Origin of the sequence: Erwinia tracheiphila, assembly GCF_021365465.1 — a bacterium.
Taxonomy (GTDB): Bacteria; Pseudomonadota; Gammaproteobacteria; order Enterobacterales; family Enterobacteriaceae; genus Erwinia; species Erwinia tracheiphila.
This window is the reverse complement of sequence record NZ_CP089932.1, coordinates 3,217,356-3,233,209: the sequence shown is the minus strand read 5'-3', so window position 1 is coordinate 3,233,209 and position 15,854 is coordinate 3,217,356. Positions and strand designations below refer to the sequence as shown.

12 protein-coding genes and 2 pseudogenes are annotated in these 15,854 nt (G+C 49.6%); 9 read left to right on the top strand and 5 right to left on the bottom strand.

Features of this window, described 5'->3' with window-relative positions; all coding sequences use genetic code 11:
* Window positions 1-1,093 precede the first annotated feature (1,093 nt).
* A protein-coding gene (locus tag LU633_RS16890) for an IS1 family transposase (RefSeq protein WP_233481931.1) occupies window positions 1,094-1,791 on the bottom strand; the annotation gives its coding sequence in 2 pieces (ribosomal slippage) (window positions 1,094-1,542 and window positions 1,542-1,791; 699 coding nt in all).
* Window positions 1,792-1,853: 62 nt separating this feature from the next.
* Between LU633_RS16890 and LU633_RS16885 the strand changes: the two genes are divergently transcribed.
* On the top strand, window positions 1,854-2,189 hold the full coding sequence (locus LU633_RS16885) for an antiterminator Q family protein (protein ID WP_233485068.1): 336 nt from the start codon (window positions 1,854-1,856) through the stop codon (window positions 2,187-2,189).
* Between the two features lie 400 nt (window positions 2,190-2,589).
* Here the strand turns inward: LU633_RS16885 and LU633_RS16880 are convergent, their stop codons facing one another.
* Together LU633_RS16880 and LU633_RS16875 are read right to left on the bottom strand one after the other, a co-directional pair.
* Window positions 2,590-3,630 (bottom strand): IS481 family transposase, encoded by a 1,041-nt coding sequence (locus LU633_RS16880; protein ID WP_046371791.1) that lies wholly within the window; start codon window positions 3,628-3,630, stop codon window positions 2,590-2,592.
* A gap of 179 nt (window positions 3,631-3,809) precedes the next feature.
* Window positions 3,810-4,819: pseudogene (locus tag LU633_RS16875) on the bottom strand (hypothetical protein).
* Between the two features lie 374 nt (window positions 4,820-5,193).
* Here LU633_RS16875 and LU633_RS16870 point away from each other — a divergent pair.
* Entirely contained in the window at window positions 5,194-5,700 is a 507-nt protein-coding gene (locus tag LU633_RS16870; RefSeq protein ID WP_016189905.1) for a DNA cytosine methyltransferase, read from the top strand.
* On the opposite strand, the pseudogene LU633_RS16865 reads toward LU633_RS16870, so the two are convergent.
* Window positions 5,654-6,264 (bottom strand): annotated as a pseudogene (locus tag LU633_RS16865) (transposase); the annotation flags it as partial. The gene LU633_RS16870 and the pseudogene LU633_RS16865 sit on opposite strands and share 47 nt — an antisense overlap.
* A gap of 416 nt (window positions 6,265-6,680) precedes the next feature.
* On the opposite strand from LU633_RS16865, the gene folE reads away from it, so the two are divergent.
* The 7 genes from folE (at window position 6,681) to tnpA (ending at window position 14,242) form a co-directional block, all read left to right on the top strand.
* A complete protein-coding gene (folE, locus tag LU633_RS16860) occupies window positions 6,681-7,346 on the top strand; it encodes a GTP cyclohydrolase I FolE (RefSeq protein WP_016189902.1) in 666 nt (221 codons plus the stop codon).
* Window positions 7,347-7,354: 8 nt separating this feature from the next.
* Entirely contained in the window at window positions 7,355-8,509 is a 1,155-nt protein-coding gene (gene yeiB, locus LU633_RS16855; RefSeq protein ID WP_016189901.1) for a DUF418 domain-containing protein YeiB, read from the top strand.
* Window positions 8,510-8,664: 155 nt separating this feature from the next.
* Window positions 8,665-9,663 (top strand): HTH-type transcriptional regulator GalS, encoded by a 999-nt coding sequence (gene galS / locus LU633_RS16850; protein ID WP_016189900.1) that lies wholly within the window; start codon window positions 8,665-8,667, stop codon window positions 9,661-9,663.
* Window positions 9,664-10,000: 337 nt separating this feature from the next.
* Entirely contained in the window at window positions 10,001-10,996 is a 996-nt protein-coding gene (gene mglB / locus LU633_RS16845; RefSeq protein ID WP_016189899.1) for a galactose/glucose ABC transporter substrate-binding protein MglB, read from the top strand.
* Between the two features lie 90 nt (window positions 10,997-11,086).
* The gene (gene mglA / locus LU633_RS16840) at window positions 11,087-12,607 is read left to right on the top strand and encodes a galactose/methyl galactoside ABC transporter ATP-binding protein MglA (RefSeq protein WP_016189898.1); all 1,521 of its coding nucleotides are present in this window, start codon (window positions 11,087-11,089) and stop codon (window positions 12,605-12,607) included.
* Window positions 12,608-12,626: 19 nt separating this feature from the next.
* Entirely contained in the window at window positions 12,627-13,637 is a 1,011-nt protein-coding gene (mglC, locus tag LU633_RS16835) for a galactose/methyl galactoside ABC transporter permease MglC (RefSeq protein WP_016189897.1), read from the top strand.
* Window positions 13,638-13,804: 167 nt separating this feature from the next.
* Window positions 13,805-14,242 carry an IS200/IS605 family transposase gene (gene tnpA, locus LU633_RS16830; RefSeq protein ID WP_046371950.1) on the top strand — a complete coding sequence of 146 codons (438 nt, stop codon included), beginning with the start codon at window positions 13,805-13,807 and terminating at the stop codon, window positions 14,240-14,242.
* Window positions 14,243-14,976: 734 nt separating this feature from the next.
* Here the strand turns inward: tnpA and sanA are convergent.
* On the bottom strand, window positions 14,977-15,822 hold the full coding sequence (sanA, locus tag LU633_RS16825) for an outer membrane permeability protein SanA (RefSeq protein WP_016189895.1): 846 nt from the start codon (window positions 15,820-15,822) through the stop codon (window positions 14,977-14,979).
* Window positions 15,823-15,854 lie beyond the last annotated feature (32 nt).

Sequence of the window (15,854 nt, the reverse complement as noted above, 5' to 3'; positions counted from 1 at the left end):
CTTTATTTGTCCGTGGTGCCCGACGTCCGGAATTCAGCGGTAAATTTCTTCAATAGCGTCTTAAACCATACTTGAGCGGTGGACTCGTATGGCGACAGGCAGCGATGAAGCCCGGGCGGGGCCTGAGCCACTTCTAAGCAGATTGTGGCTTTATGCTTCCCATGCCTGATTAGCTAAATGAAGACAGGATTGATTATGGAATTAAGCAGACTGTAAGCATAAACGGCATGTACTGTGGAAAATTTCCATCAATAAATAAGAGAGGCGAACAGACTACCCGAGCCGGACATTTAACTTTTCCCCGGACAGTCTTACCTGACGCAGTGAATTAAATAAATTGGAGCATTATTAAAATGACTATGTCCATCTGCATCGCTTTTTATTCTGAACTAATTCATCACTATAGCAACAGGTGAACAAGCTGGTCAGCATTGCCTGAATGCTGAAAATATATCTGGTTCTGCATTTTATATAATTCCCATCCCTCCATAAAAACATTTTACCTCGCATTATCTCAAAAAAATAAAAATTTAATGAAGTCTGATTTTCAAAGCATAAACAATATATTTCCTTGAACAGAATAAGTTACAAGGACAGTAGTGTTGCATTGTTTATAAAAAATAACTGCGGTAAATCTCTGTACTGAAGATGACATGTAAAGGTGATGCTTGAGTGGCATTGGTCGAATTTTTTGTCAGAAAATTATTTGAAAACGGAATAAAAACAGTTTTTAGGATGCCTTAATCATTATCTCCCTTTGAGAGTGTTGGCGACAGGCACCAGAAAAGGGGTTATAAATGGAACTGATTCCATATAAAAACATATAATTTTTTATAATGCCTTGATACTGCTAAAATTGTAAATACGAAAAGCAATAATTTTTATCTTTATGTATCAATGAATTAAGTTTATTTTTTTGTGAAATTACATTTCATTACAAACATGGAGGGGAAAATGATTTGAATGTGTTCGTGAACTTAAAGATATCTTTTGAGCGAATCATTTCTGTAATTACCGATAAAATTAGATTTAAACAATCTAAGGGAGGTAGCTTGGAAATAAATATCGTAGACTATTTGGTCGTGACGCAGATTTATTGATAATGATGAAGAGTAAGATACCAACCGATGATCTTATCGTGCATTTCCTCTGACTTCGAAAAGCAAATTGTTCTGCGGGTCAGTCGTTTGATATGTGTACGAAGATTAAGATTATGTCGTTCTGTCCGTTGGGTATATTTCTTGCTCACCACGTGGCCTGTTGCACTTAACAGAACTTTATAAACCGGCCAGGCATCTGTCATATAAAAGGCAATGTTAAATTTGCTTAACAGGGCCAGCAATCGTCGCAGGGTCGGGGCATTTCTCGGGCCGAAGACGTGGGCCAGAGCACGTTTGCGGATACGGTCATAAGCATAGAACAACCACCGGGGATTGCTTTTACACCGCACGTAAGGCCATTGTTCACCGGCTTCACAGCAGATAACAACCTCCGTTTCGGGGTCGATATTCTCAGCTACCTGCTTTGGCGAAATTTTTTTACGTGCCGCAGAACCGTATTGAGGCTGATACCGAGAACCCGTGCGGTATCGCGACATCCGTAACCATTCATGGCCATATTAACAATGGTCTGGTGTGTGTCTGGTTTGGCACCGGAGTAGCTAAAGTTGAGCAGAAAGGTCTTTGAACAATGCTTGCAGATGTAACGTTGGGCACCGGATGCTGAATGTCCGTTACATCGTACAGCATGAGTTTCATTGCACTGAGGGCAGACGACATCAACTTTAGCCATATGTTACATCCAAATCGCAAAGCATACGTGATCAGCAAGTCTGCGTCACGACCAAAGGTCTGTTGCCTGAAAATGCCAGTGGTGTAAGTTGCACAGACAATGACGCGATGATTATTGATACCTGCGTGGGCAGACTGAAACAAAAGCACCCTGATGAGTACGCGCTGCTGGTGGACCACTACATCCGGGATATTTCAAAGCGGGCTATAGGCAGAAAGTTGAAGCTGTCAGAGGGCATGATCCGCATAAAGTTTCAGATGGCGGAAGGTTTTGTAGAGGAGTGTCTGTCGATGCTTGATGTTGAGCTGGAGCTGGAGCTGGAGCTGGAGATGGAGATGGAGATGGAGATGGAGATGGAGATGGAGATGGAGATGGAGATGGAGATGGAGATGGAATAAATTTTTTAAAATGGCCCTGCATGGGCCATTTTTTCACGGTAAAAGTAGGCCAAAAACAGCAAATAAGACGTAACATGCTGTAGCAGTGAACCACAGGAAAGAATAAACCTTCATCCAGTTATGTATTCTGATGTTTTTATTATCAAAGAAAGCATACCCGGGATCATGGCGGTGCATGAAGTTTATTTTTTTTCCATGGCTCAATTTTATGAAGAACCGTAGAACCGAAAACACCCCAAAGAATCCAGTCATGTAAAAGAAGACGCAGGGCCCTAGAAAGCTGTATTTTTCTCTGTAAGAGGAAACTAATTCTTGATAATCCTGTCTTTTGAATGCATAAATTGTACTAGCTCAGACCTGATCTGACAGTTACCGGTTATTTATACAGGTGTCTGTCAGATTACATCTGGTTCAGATTTTTTTCTGCCCAGACTCGTTTACCATCAAGTAACGTGGCCATTGGCGTACGCCCGCAGCACATTTTTCCCTGATGAGTTCGCTCATTATTGTAATGCCACAACCCGTTGTCCAGATCCGTTTGCAGGCTCTCCAGGTCTTCGTATAACTTCTTACGGAACGTAACCTGATAAAAATCCTGCAAAATAGTTTTATGGAAGCGCTCGCAGATGCCGTTCGTCTGCGGAGACATCGCCTTCGTTTTTGTATGGTCGATATCGTTGATGGCCAGATACAGCTGGTAATCATGCTGCTCCACCTTACCACAGTACTCCGTTCCCCTGTCGGTCAGGATCCTCAGCATCGGCAGTCCCTGAGCCTCGTAGAACGGCAGTACGCGATCATTGAGCAGGTCTGCGGCGGTGATCGGCGTTTTACTCGTATACAGCTTGCAGTGTGCCACTTTCGAGTACGTATCCACGAACGTCTGCTGGTAGATACGACCCACACCTTTCAGATTGCCCACGTAGAAGGTGTCCTGCGACCCGAGATAACCCGGGTGAGCAGTTTCGATTTCTCCGCTGGCCTCGTCATCGTGGGCCTTCTTCTCCAGCGCTGCGATTTGAGCGTCGGTAAGCACGATGCCTTCTCTGGCGACCTTTTCCTCAAGTGCCTTCAGGCGTTTACGGAAGTTCTCCAGGTCGTGCCGTTGCCAGATGGAGCGCACGCCGCTACCGGAGATAAACACGCCTTTTTTACGCAGCTCATTACTGGTCCGGTGTTGCCCGTGGGCCGGGAACTCAACGGCATATTCAACAACAGCGCGTTCAGTGGCTTCGTCGGCGCGGTTCTTCAGGTTGGGGACGCGGCGGTTCTGGTTAATCAGCGCATCGATGCCGCCTTCAGCAGCCAGTTCCTGATAACGGTAAAACGTGTCGCGTGACACGCCCATGATCTTGCAGGCTTTTGATACGTTACCGAGTTCTTCGGCGAGATTGAGCAGGCCGGCTTTGTGTTTGATGATGGGATTGTTAGTATGAATCATGAGAGTTACCTCGCGTTTTGTTTAAGGATTAGACACCCATATCAAAACCGGTAACTCTCAACCTTTCAAGGTCCAGTGTCAGATCAAGTCGCGACTAATACACATAAATTATCAGAGATATTATTAACATGCTGCTGCCCAACATTAGAAAAAACAATGCCGTGGTGGCTATTGATTTATTACTTATCATAATATTCTATTACTGTGTTGACTAATGACTCTAAACCAGTGCTCCCCACATAGCCCCCGGCTAAAGAGCCAACGGCTGCACAAGCGACACCTCCAATACCAACCGAAGCAATCCCTATAGCAGCACAAGCACCGATGATCGCAGAGCTCCCATACGCCCCGCCCAGCATACCTCCGCCTGTTCCGGCTACAAACCTTGCGTATTGCTGAAATGCTGTTTTAGTGCATTCACCTTCACGGCCTTTGGTACAAGCTTCAACCACATCATTAGTCGTTCCAGCTAAACCAAATCCAATACCAATATATCCCCCGGCCTTAAGGAAACGCGCCGCTCTTGCCGCATTACCGACATAATATGAATACCCCGGAATACCGCTCATCCCGGCCGTTGACCATTCATGCACAATAGATTTGCTGGAGAGGTTTAACGCCCGCTTCATGCTTTCATACTGGCGGAACTTAACCGCATGGCGAGTCGGCGATTTTAACAGCGGTTTGTTAACCAGCTCCTTCAGCTGATTCAGCAGCTTACTGCGCTCAACAAAAAACTGCTTGCTGATAAGCGTACCCTGCGTGCGGAACTGGTTCTGATAGCTTGCCTCAATTTTTTTAAGCGTCTGCTCAATGCTGTTGAAGTATTTTTCACCGGCATCCCCGGCGGTGCTGAAGACTTTATCCCCGATACCGGTCAGCGCGGCAATGGTTCCGTAATGTCTTTGCATAAACCAGGCGGCGTCGGCATCCACTCCGATAAGGGCCGCACTGGTGGCATTTTTGGCCTGTCGCAGCGTGGTAAGCATGTGTGCGGTAAGTGATGCGGGGGTATCGGGGCGGCAACAATCAGAATCTGTCCCGGCTTCACGTAAGGCGTATCCGAATTGAGTTTCATAAACAGGTTGGCAGCTGGGGAACGAACATCCCTGAACAGTTCCCGCGCCTGAGTATCCAGCGACCCCTGTCTTTCAACGATACAGTATCCGGGGGCAATATTACGTGCCATGAGTCCTTTCTCCGTCCGGTATTATTTATAGTTAAGTGATGATTGCAATGGGGTGTAGTACCACAGGTTTAATAAAAACTGCGATAAATATAAATAATTCTGGTGCGTTACGCAAAAAGTGTTGTAACACTGTTAAGAGTGGTTACTACGACACACCGCTTAACATCGAAACCTCGTCTCTGACGGGGTTTTTTGCTTTTCAGGGACAAAAAACAGCCACCCGGTTTGAGGTGGCTTTTTAGTTTCTGCACTTCTGAAAATGGGCGACTGCTGATAGTTTGCACACTGCCAGCAGCCATTCATCCCATGTATGAGGTCATGAAGTAAACCCAGGCCCATTCCGTCATCTGGCGCGAATAACTGAGAGGATTACTGTGGAAGTGACCAGCAAGAATATTACCTTCGGCTCTGTATGTTCCGGTATTGAAGCGGCAAGTGTCGCCTGGACTCCCCTGGGCTTCAAAGGGGCATGGTTCAGTGAAATTGAGCCGTTCCCATGCCGCGTCCTGGCCACGCACTGGCCTTTAACACCCAATTATGGCGACATGAACACACTGGCAGCCAGACTGAATAATGAAGAGATTCAGACACCTGATATTCTCATCGGCGGTACGCCCTGCCAGGCTTTTAGCCTGTCCGGCAAACGAAAGGGATTAGCCGATCCGCGCGGACAGCTTACTCTGTCTTTTGTATGCATAGCCGATGCACTGGATTCAGCAAGAAAAAGAGCAGGGGAGAAAGAATCAGTCATCGTCTGGGAAAATGTCACAGGAGTATTAAACAGTGCAGACAACGCATTCGGTTGTTTTCTCGGTGCGATGGCCGGAGAAAACCGTCCGTTACACACATACCCTGCAGTTCTTTCTGGCCTTCGATGTTGATACCCGGGGTAAGGAACACGGATTTATTGATGACGCGACTGTCCTGCCGGACCTTCAGGACGATACAGTCAGGATAAACGATGGGACAAACGGCATCCAGTGGCCGGTTTTGCCATCCGGTGATCTGCTCCATGACGGCATCAGCTACCTTTGAGACCCGCGCTGGCGAGACATCGGCGTCATACAGCTCTTTGAATGCGGTCGCTATCTCGCGGGCAGTCATCCCTTTGGCGTACAACGATAAGATCGGGTTATCCACCCCGGTGCTCCGGGTCTGGTTTTTCTTCACCCGTTGCGGTTCGAAAGAGCCATCATGATCGCGCGGAGTACGCAGCTCCGGCGGCCATCGCCGGTGATAACCGTCTTTTGGGTGTGGCCGTTGCGGGCGTTGGTCGCCGGTCTGGGCTGATTTTTATCGTCGCCGGGGTGACGGGTCATTTCGGCGTTGAGCGCCGCCCCGACACTGATTTTTTTCAGCAGGCGCTCAAACTGACTGAGATCGTCAGGGGTTTTGAGATTTTTGGCCAGTTCGTTAGCCAGGGCCTGCGACTGTTTTTCGTCCATAAATTAACCTGCTTTTGATGCTGGATTGAACATATCAAAATCAGACAATTACACAAATCTATGTACAGGCTCTGCGTTAACGAACACGGGAATTACCCTGATACGTATCGAGAACGCTGATATTAACGATGATGCGGTGCTTGCGCGCTGGCTGGTTGAAACCACGAATAAAATTTAATCATCGTTATGTCCCGAAGCATCGTGCCAGGTCAGTGAAAATGATATCGCTGCATTCAGCCATTGCCCTCGCCCCGTATGCCGTTCTTCGCCACCCTCGTGTGCGCTAAACACCGCCTTTTACGCAGGTTGTACTGATTCACTGGATTAACGCCGCATTGTGTACCAAAATATCCGCCTTGAAATGAAGCGCGGTCCGCTGGTGGGCCGCAGTAATCCCTGCCGGAGAAAAGACCGCCATGGCTACGTTAAGTCAGGAAGCCAAACTTGTTCACAACGCGCTGCTTGCCCGTGGGCTGGAAACCCCGCTGCGCTCGCCCTCGCGTGAGATGGATGACGAAAGCCGAAAAAATCTCATTGCCGGTCATATGAACGAGATTATGCAGCTGCTCAATCTCGATCTGGACGACGACAGCCTCGCGGAAACGCCACACCGTGTTGCTAAAATGTACGTTAATGAGATCTTCTCCGGGCTGAATTACGCTAACTTCCCTAAAATCACCATGATTGAAAACAAAATGAAGGTGGATGAGATGGTAACGGTGCGTGATATCACCCTGACCAGTACCTGTGAACATCATTTTGTGATGATCGACGGTAAAGCTACCGTGGCCTACATCCCGAAGGATAAAGTGATTGGTCTGTCGAAAATAAATCGCATCGTGCAGTTTTTCTCGTCACGCCCGCAGGTGCAGGAGCGCCTGACCCAGCAGGTGCTGGTAGCGCTCCAGACGCTGCTGGGCACCAATAACGTTGCGGTGTCCATTGATGCAGTACACTACTGCGTGAAATCACGCGGCATTCGTGATGCCACCAGCGCCACCACCACTACCTCACTGGGCGGCCTGTTTAAGTCCAGCCAGAACACCCGGCAGGAGTTCCTGCGTGCCGTCCGCCACGGCTGATTGCCCTGATGCCACGTATTCAGGCCCTGGATCTTATCCGGGGCGTTTCCATCCTTGGGATACTGCTGCTTAATATCGTTGCCTTTGGGCAGCCGCGCGCGGCCTATCTGAACCCCGCCTGGCACGGTCAGCCTGCCTGGGCTGATGCCTTAAGCTGGGCGGTCATGGACTTTTTTGCCCTGCTCAAATTTCTCTCACTTTTTGCGCTGCTGTTTGGCGCAGGCATACAGATGTTGCTCCCCGCCGGAAAGCGCTGGCTTCAGGCACGTCTGAGCTGGCTGGTGCTGCTTGGTTTTATGCACGGCGTGTTTCTCTGGGATGGCGATATTCTGCTGGATTATGGCCTGATCGGCCTGCTGGCATGGCGGATGATCCGCGATGCTGGCTCCAGCCGGCGGTTGCTCAATACGGGGGTGCTGCTGTATCTCGTGGGCTGTGGTGCGCTGTTGGCGATGAGCATGGCGTCGGGGGAGCAGGTGAATGATTCATGGCTCCCCGGTTTTGCTGAAGTGCAGTACGAAACTTTCTGGAAAGTCCACGGCGGCTGGGAAGCCGTTCGTAACCGCCTGGATATGCTTATGTCCGGGCTGCTGTCGCTGGCGGCGCAATATGGCTGGCAGCTTGCCGGTCTGATGCTGATTGGCGCGGCGCTGATGCGCAGCGGCTGGCTGAATGGTGAACGAAGCCAGGCCCATTATCGTCGTTGCGCATTGATGCTTATTGGCACGGCGTGGCTTATCCAGATCCCGGCGATTTACCTGCAATGGCACAGCGGCTGGGACTTCCGCTGGTCCGGCTTTTTGCTTCAGCTTCCGAGTGAGCTGGCCGCGCCGCTTCAGGCGCTGGGCTATGCCGCGCTCTGTTTCGGCTGGTGGCCAACGCTCTGCCAGCTGAAAATCACCACTGCCGTTACCTGTGTGGGCCGGATGGCGCTAAGTAACTATCTGCTACAAACGCTGATCTGTACCACGCTGTTTAATCGACTGGGATGGTTTAATCAGCTGGACCGCGTTCACCTGCTGATGCTGGTGCCGCTGGTGTGGCTGTGCAATATACTGTTCTCCGTTTACTGGCTACGTTATTTCCGGCAGGGGCCGATGGAATGGCTCTGGCGTAAACTAACGCGGTTAGCAGGTGGCAAGCCCTTGCACAAACGCGCCTGAAAGAGAGATAGATCACAATTGTTGCGGAATTGTATGTAACCGCTTTCATCGTTGTGACGCAATTCACGTAGTATTCCCCCGCTTCCTGTCAGAATGGCTGCCTGAAACGTCGGGTCAGGAACGGCTATGCAAATCTTCTTATTGGTTCAACAAGCATGATCACCATCCGTGATGTGGCCCGTGCGGCTGATGTGTCGGTGGCAACGGTTTCGCGCGTATTAAACCACAGCAACGCGGTCACCGCAGAAACCCGCAACAGGGTGCTGAACGTTGTCGATTCACTGGGCTATCGGCCTAACGCTAATGCTCAGGCTCTGGCCTCACAGGTCAGCGACACTATCGGTGTGGTGGTGATGGACGTCTCGGATCCTTTTTTTGGTGCGCTGGTAAAATCAGTCGATACCGTCGCCCAGCGCATGCAAAAACACGTGCTGATTAATAACTCCTACCATCAGGCCGATAAAGAGCGACATGCCATTGAAGTGCTGATTCGTCAGCGCTGTAACGCGCTGGTGGTTCACGCCAAAGCTCTTGGCGATGCGGAACTGGCCGAATTAATGGATCAGGTGCCGGGGATGGTGCTGATTAACCGCCTGCTGCCGGACTACGCCCATCGCTGCGTGTGTCTGGACAATGTCAGTGGCGCAGTGATGGCTATCCGCATGCTGCAGCAACAGGGGCACCAGCGTATCGGCTATCTTGCTTCCAGCCACCTGATCGAGGATGTGGAACAGCGTCGCACTGGCTGGTTGCAGGCGCTGAAAGAGCAACATATCACGCCGCCTGACAGCTGGATGGCCAGCGCCGAGCCTGATCTACAGGGCGGCGAAGCAGCGATGGTGGAGCTGCTTGGCCGAAATTTACATCTGAGCGCGGTGTTTGCCTATAACGACAGCATGGCGGCAGGTGCGCTGGCCGCGCTGAAAGATAACGGCATTGCCGTGCCGCAGCATCTTTCCGTGGTCGGGTTTGATGACATTCCTGTTTCACGTTACACCGATCCGCAACTGAGCACAGTGCGTTATCCCATTATTTCAATGGCTAAACTGGCCACAGAACTGGCGTTAAAGGGGGCGGAAGGGCGCCTTGATAACAGTGCAGAACACTGCTTTATGCCGACACTGGTCCGCCGCCATTCAGTCTCTTCAGGATAAAATGTGGTGCCGATCACTAAGATGAACAATTGTGCGATGTAACCGTTTTCAATTTGTGAGTAAATTCACAGTTAATTAACATTACCTTCCTTATGATGGCAATCAGTTAGAAAAATTGAAACATCATGTAACACCGGCTGAATCTGCAATAACGGCAGGGCAAGCTGCAGTAAAATGATTTATCACACAGCATTCTGGACAGCGGTAAGGTACAGGGACGTCGGGTTTTGTTTTACAAATAATCGGCTTTGCGTAGAGTTGAACGCCTTGCCGGATTTCAGCGCCTTACTGGCAATGTGAGACGCAGAGTACGACCCTACAAAAAACCGGAGATACCATGAATAAGAAGGCTTTCGCGCTTACTGTCCTGGCCGCCAGCATGATGTGTGCTACTGACGCCCATGCAGCGGATACCCGTATCGGCGTGACCATCTATAAATACGATGACAACTTTATGTCCGTCGTACGCAAAGACATTGAAAAAGAAGCCCGGAACAGCCCTGACGTTAAGCTGTTGATGAATGACTCGCAGAACAGCCAGTCCACCCAGAACGACCAGGTAGATGTCATGGTGGCCAAGGGCGTGAAGGCGCTGGCTATCAACCTGGTGGACCCGGCGGCGGCGGCAGTGGTTATCAGCAAAGCCAAAGCAAATGATATTCCGGTGGTTTTCTTCAATAAAGAACCAACGGCTAAAGCACTGGCCAGCTATGACAAGGCCTACTATGTTGGCACCGACTCAAAAGAATCCGGTGTCAAGCAGGGTGAGCTTATTGAGAAACACTGGAAAGCAAACCCGAACTGGGATCTGAACAAAGATGGCGTGATTCAGTATGTGCTGCTGAAAGGTGAACCGGGCCACCCGGATGCGGAAGCCCGTACCAAATACGTGATTGATACGCTGAATAAAGACGGCCTGAAGACCCAGCAGCTGCACCTGGATACCGCCATGTGGGATACCGCACAGGCGAAAGACAAAATGGATGCGTGGCTGTCTGGTCCAAACGGCAACAAAATTGAAGTGGTTATCGCCAACAACGATGCGATGGCAATGGGGGCCGTAGAAGCGCTGAAAGCTCATAACAAAACTTCCGTGCCGGTATTTGGCGTAGATGCGTTGCCGGAAGCGCTGGCGTTGGTGAAATCAGGGGCGATGGCCGGTACTGTGCTGAACGACGCGCAAAACCAGGCGAAAGCCACCTTTGATATGGCGAAAAACCTCGCCGCAGGCAAATCGGCCACCGAGGGCACCAGCTACAAACTGGAAGCCAAAGTAGTACGCGTTGCCTACGTGCCGGTTGACAAAGACAACCTGGCACAGATCGCGAAGTAAACTGTCACGGGTATGGGCGCAGTCAGGTGCGCCCTTTTCCGGGGCAGCCGTCAGGTTCCGGTTTCACTCAATGTTAAGCCAGGTAGAATTATGGGCAGCGATAAACAACCCGAACAGCGCGAATATTTGCTGGAAATGACCAACGTCAGTAAATCATTTCCCGGTGTTAAGGCACTGGACAACGTAAATTTAAAAATCCGCCCGCATTCGGTGCACGCTTTAATGGGTGAGAATGGCGCCGGAAAATCAACATTATTAAAATGCCTGTTTGGTATATACAGCAAAGACAACGGAAGTGTTGTTTTCCAGGGCCGTGAAATCGATTTCAAAAGTTCTAAAGAAGCACTGGAAAATGGCGTTTCAATGGTTCATCAGGAATTAAACCTGGTGCTGCAGCGCACGGTAATGGATAACATGTGGCTGGGTCGTTATCCGCGCAAAGGTTTTTTTGTCGATCAGGACAAAATGTACCGCGATACCAAAGCGATATTTGACGAACTGGATATTGACATCGACCCACGTGACAAGGTCGTTTCTCTTTCTGTTTCGCAAATGCAGATGATCGAAATTGCCAAAGCTTTTTCCTATGATGCGAAAATCGTCATTATGGATGAGCCAACGTCATCATTAACGGAAAAAGAAGTTAACCACCTTTTTACTATTATTCGTAAGCTGAAAGATCGCGGCTGCGGTATTGTTTATATCTCGCACAAAATGGAAGAAATATTCCAGCTCTGCGATGAAATCACTATTCTGCGCGATGGACAGTGGATCGCTACCCAGCCGCTTGACGGACTGGACATGGATAAAATCATTGCCATGATGGTAGGACGCTCACTCAGCCAGCGCTTCCCGGATAAAACCAACACGCCGGGTGAAACCATCCTTGAAGTACGCAACCTGACGTCCCTGCGTCAGCCTTCTATTCGTGATATATCGTTCGATCTGCGCAAGGGTGAAATTCTCGGCGTGGCAGGGCTGGTTGGCGCAAAGCGTACCGATATTGTGGAAACGCTGTTTGGAATCCGCGAGAAGTCGGGTGGGACAATCAGGCTTCACGGTAAAAAAATTAATAACAACAGCGCCAACGAAGCGATTAACAACGGTTTTGCGCTGGTTACAGAAGAGCGGCGCGCAACGGGTATCTATGCTTTTCTGGATATCGGGTTTAATTCACTGATTTCAAATATCCGTAAATATAAAAACAGCCTTGGCCTTCTTGATAACAGCCGAATGAAAAGTGATACCCAATGGGTTATTGATTCCATGCGGGTAAAAACACCGGGGCATGCCACATCAATTGGTTCTTTGTCCGGGGGGAATCAGCAAAAAGTTATTATTGGTCGCTGGTTATTAACCCAGCCAGAAATTTTGATGTTGGATGAACCTACGCGCGGTATTGACGTCGGGGCGAAGTTCGAAATTTATCAACTGATTGCTGAACTGGCGAAGAGAGAAAAGGGCATCATTATTATCTCTTCCGAAATGCCAGAGCTATTAGGTATTACCGACAGGGTTCTGGTAATGAGTAACGGCATGGTGGCAGGTATTGTTGAAACCAAAACGACTACGCAAAACGAAATATTACGTTTGGCATCGAAGCACCTTTAATAAGGTAAGGGCTGTGACCATGAATGCTGTAAATAAAAAAAATGCGCTCACCTGGTTAAAAGAGGGTGGGATATATGTGGTGTTGCTGGTATTGCTGGCAATTATTATTTTCCAGGATCCGACATTCTTAAGTTTGACCAACCTGAGTAACATTCTTACCCAGTCTTCTGTCCGTATTATTATTGCACTTGGCGTAGCCGGACTGATCGTCACCCAGGGTACCGATCTTTCTGCCGGTCGTCAGGTGGGGCTGGCGGCGGTGGTGGCGGCGACGTTGCTCCAGGCCATGGACAACGCTAATAAGGTTTTTCCTCATCTGGACACGGTGCCTATTCCATTGGTGATCCTGGCCGTCTGCGTCATCGGCGGAATAATTGGTCTGATTAACGGCCTGATTATCGCTTATCTTAAGGTGACGCCCTTTATCACTACCCTGGGCACCATGATTATCGTTTACGGTATTAACTCGCTCTATTACGACTATGTGGGTGCCTCTCCGATTGCCGGGTTTGATGATAAGTTTTCCACCTTTGCGCAGGGCTTTATCCGCTTTGGTGACTTCAAGCTTTCTTACATCACTTTTTATGCGGCCATTGCCATTTTCTTTGTTTGGATCCTCTGGAACAAAACCCGCTTCGGTAAAAACATTTTTGCCATCGGCGGTAACCCGGAAGCGGCCAAGGTTTCTGGGGTGAACGTTAACTTCAACCTGATTCTGATTTATGCCCTGTCCGGTGTGTTCTACGCATTCGGCGGCATGTTGGAAGCTGGCCGTATCGGTTCTGCTACCAACAACCTGGGTTTTATGTACGAACTCGACGCCATTGCTGCCTGCGTGGTCGGTGGTGTCTCCTTCGCCGGTGGCGTGGGCACGGTTGCTGGCGTGGTAACCGGCGTACTGATCTTCACCGTTATTAACTACGGTTTAACCTATATCGGAGTGAATCCTTACTGGCAGTATATTATCAAAGGCGGCATTATCATTTTCGCTGTAGCGCTGGATTCACTCAAATACGCCCGCAAGAAGTAACTTTTGTTGTCAACACCAGGACCAGACGGTTTATACCGTCTGGTTTTTTTATCCCTGCATGAACACCACTTCCTGTGGAGGTGGTCAGCAATAAGCTGGCTCTGCCAGTCATGCTACTCATGGGAAAATCCGAATCTATTATCCCCATAACTGCCAGGGATTTAACCATGAGCAGATTCCAGAAAGCATCTCATGTGCTCTGGTGTTGTCAATATCATATCGTATGGACACCCAGGTACCGGTTTCGCATCCTTAGTAACAATGTTGGTAAAGAGGTCTGTAAGCCGATAAGGATCTCAGGTGAGCAGCCCGGGATAGAAGTAGTGGAGCTGAATGTCCAGACAGACCATGTCCCTTTGCGGGTAAAAGTGCCTCCACGGCTTTCGATTTCCCATGTAACAGGCGACTTAAAGGGTAAAACAGCCCTTCGATTGTTCAGTAAATTTCCCTGCCTGCGTAAGAACAAGCAGTGGGGGAATGATTTTTGGGCAAGAGGTTATTGTGTCGATACCGTAGGTATAAACGAAGAAATGATAATAAAGTACGTGAAGTATCAGGAAAAACATGAAGTTGAAGAGAGCCAGCTTCCACTGAAAGCAGTGTGAAGGGAAGGCTCTCTGAGTCTGGACTTAGTGCGCCCCTGTGGGGCGAAATCAATGCCACCTGCTATACAGGTGGTTTTTTACGGGTAGCGCAAACGCCATCCTCAGAATTTGAATGATGCGAGGGATTGTGCAAAAGTAATAACAGACTGGCAGTGACCTTCAGAAACATTCTGCCAGAGGTGCTATCACTCTGGCTTTAAAAGGGACTGCCCTGCTTCCCTGGTCATGTACTGAGCTTACCGCGGTGAGGGGCAATCCGGGCTGGCTTTCTGTTGTTAACAGGAAAGCAGGCTGCACCCGTGCTATTGCCAACAGTATCTGGTTTGCACAATGCACCTCCAGTGCTGCTGGCTCTGTCATTAACGCGCCGCTCGCAGGTGTATTTAATCTTATTCTGTGCACAGACAGTGTTTACCGCAGAAATCAAACCGGCGTGGTGCTGAAAGTATGAACGATCCTGCGGTGGGAATCCGACTAAATCACGATGGACGTCTGATTTTCCTCAGGCGGGCGCACAGAAAGCTGTTTGCAACAAAGAAGGATCTCTCACTGGTGTAATGATATGTGCAATGCTGTTCTATACGCCAAAGACAATGTCCTTCTGCGGCATATCCCTGACCAAAAATACAGCCTTAGAATGGAGCAATCAGTGTATGTCAGTGTCGTGATGGCAATCAGCGCAGCCACTGAGGAACGAGTGGGCAGCGACCTGGTGATGTCATATAAACGTAAGGTTATGGCTTTTCGGCACGGCAGGGAGAAACGGCCGCATCGGAATTCAGATTGCCGCCAGGGGGCGAGAACCGAAACGGCGGTCGGAACTGAGCGGGCGCAGGTTGCGCTACATCGGCAGGCGCGGCGGGTGCTTTCAGCTTTTGCTCAAGCTCCAGCAGCTGTTCCGGCGTCACCGCCGGATAGCTTTGTGCATCTTCCGGTACTTCGTATCGCGCTGGGATAGGCACCATTGGCCCCAGAAAACGAGGCTCACGCTTCATCAGATAAAGGTCGGTGAGCGCACCCAGCCGTGCGCCTACTTCCCGCAGACGAATATTCAGCATATTTTTGGGGGAGGGGACGGCGTAGCACTGCGCCTGAATGCCCATATGCATGGCGATAAACAGCGCCCGCTCGCAGTGGAAACGCTGCGTGATAATAATAAAGTCATTGGTGTCAAACACCTTGCGGGTACGTACAATAGAGTCCAGGGTGCGGAACCCGGCATAATCCAGCACGATATCCGAAGGTGGAACGCCTGCTGCGATCAAATCACGACGCATGGTCACAGGCTCGTTATAACTGTGCTGTGCGTTATCGCCACTCAGCAGCAGATAATTAACTTTGCCGCTGTTATACGCATTGAGCGCACCCTGAATGCGATAAAGATAATATTGATTAATACCTCCGCTACGATAATATTTTGCCGTTCCCAGTACCACGCCAACCTGACGGTGGGGCAGCGATTTCAGGCTGGAATAAACCCAGGGTACTGTTTTCGCGCTGATCCAGCGATCCAGGGCGAGCGCCGATGCAGCCAACAGAATAACGATGATAATCAGACCGTAAATCAAGCGTTTTACCATGCCGGACGCTGCTCAAAATTGGCGTAAAAAGG

Bases quoted from the DNA above. Each gene is read 5' to 3' on its own strand.
- LU633_RS16880 (WP_046371791.1), bottom strand. From the start codon at position 3,630: ATGATTCATACTAACAATCCCATCATCAAACACAAAGCCGGCCTGCTC.
- folE (WP_016189902.1), top strand. From the start codon at position 6,681: ATGGCTACGTTAAGTCAGGAAGCCAAACTTGTTCACAACGCGCTGCTT.
- yeiB (WP_016189901.1), top strand. From the start codon at position 7,355: ATGCCACGTATTCAGGCCCTGGATCTTATCCGGGGCGTTTCCATCCTT.
- galS (WP_016189900.1), top strand. From the start codon at position 8,665: ATGATCACCATCCGTGATGTGGCCCGTGCGGCTGATGTGTCGGTGGCA.
- mglB (WP_016189899.1), top strand. From the start codon at position 10,001: ATGAATAAGAAGGCTTTCGCGCTTACTGTCCTGGCCGCCAGCATGATG.
- mglA (WP_016189898.1), top strand. From the start codon at position 11,087: ATGGGCAGCGATAAACAACCCGAACAGCGCGAATATTTGCTGGAAATG.
- mglC (WP_016189897.1), top strand. From the start codon at position 12,627: ATGAATGCTGTAAATAAAAAAAATGCGCTCACCTGGTTAAAAGAGGGT.
- tnpA (WP_046371950.1), top strand. From the start codon at position 13,805: ATGAGCAGATTCCAGAAAGCATCTCATGTGCTCTGGTGTTGTCAATAT.
- sanA (WP_016189895.1), bottom strand. From the start codon at position 15,822: ATGGTAAAACGCTTGATTTACGGTCTGATTATCATCGTTATTCTGTTG.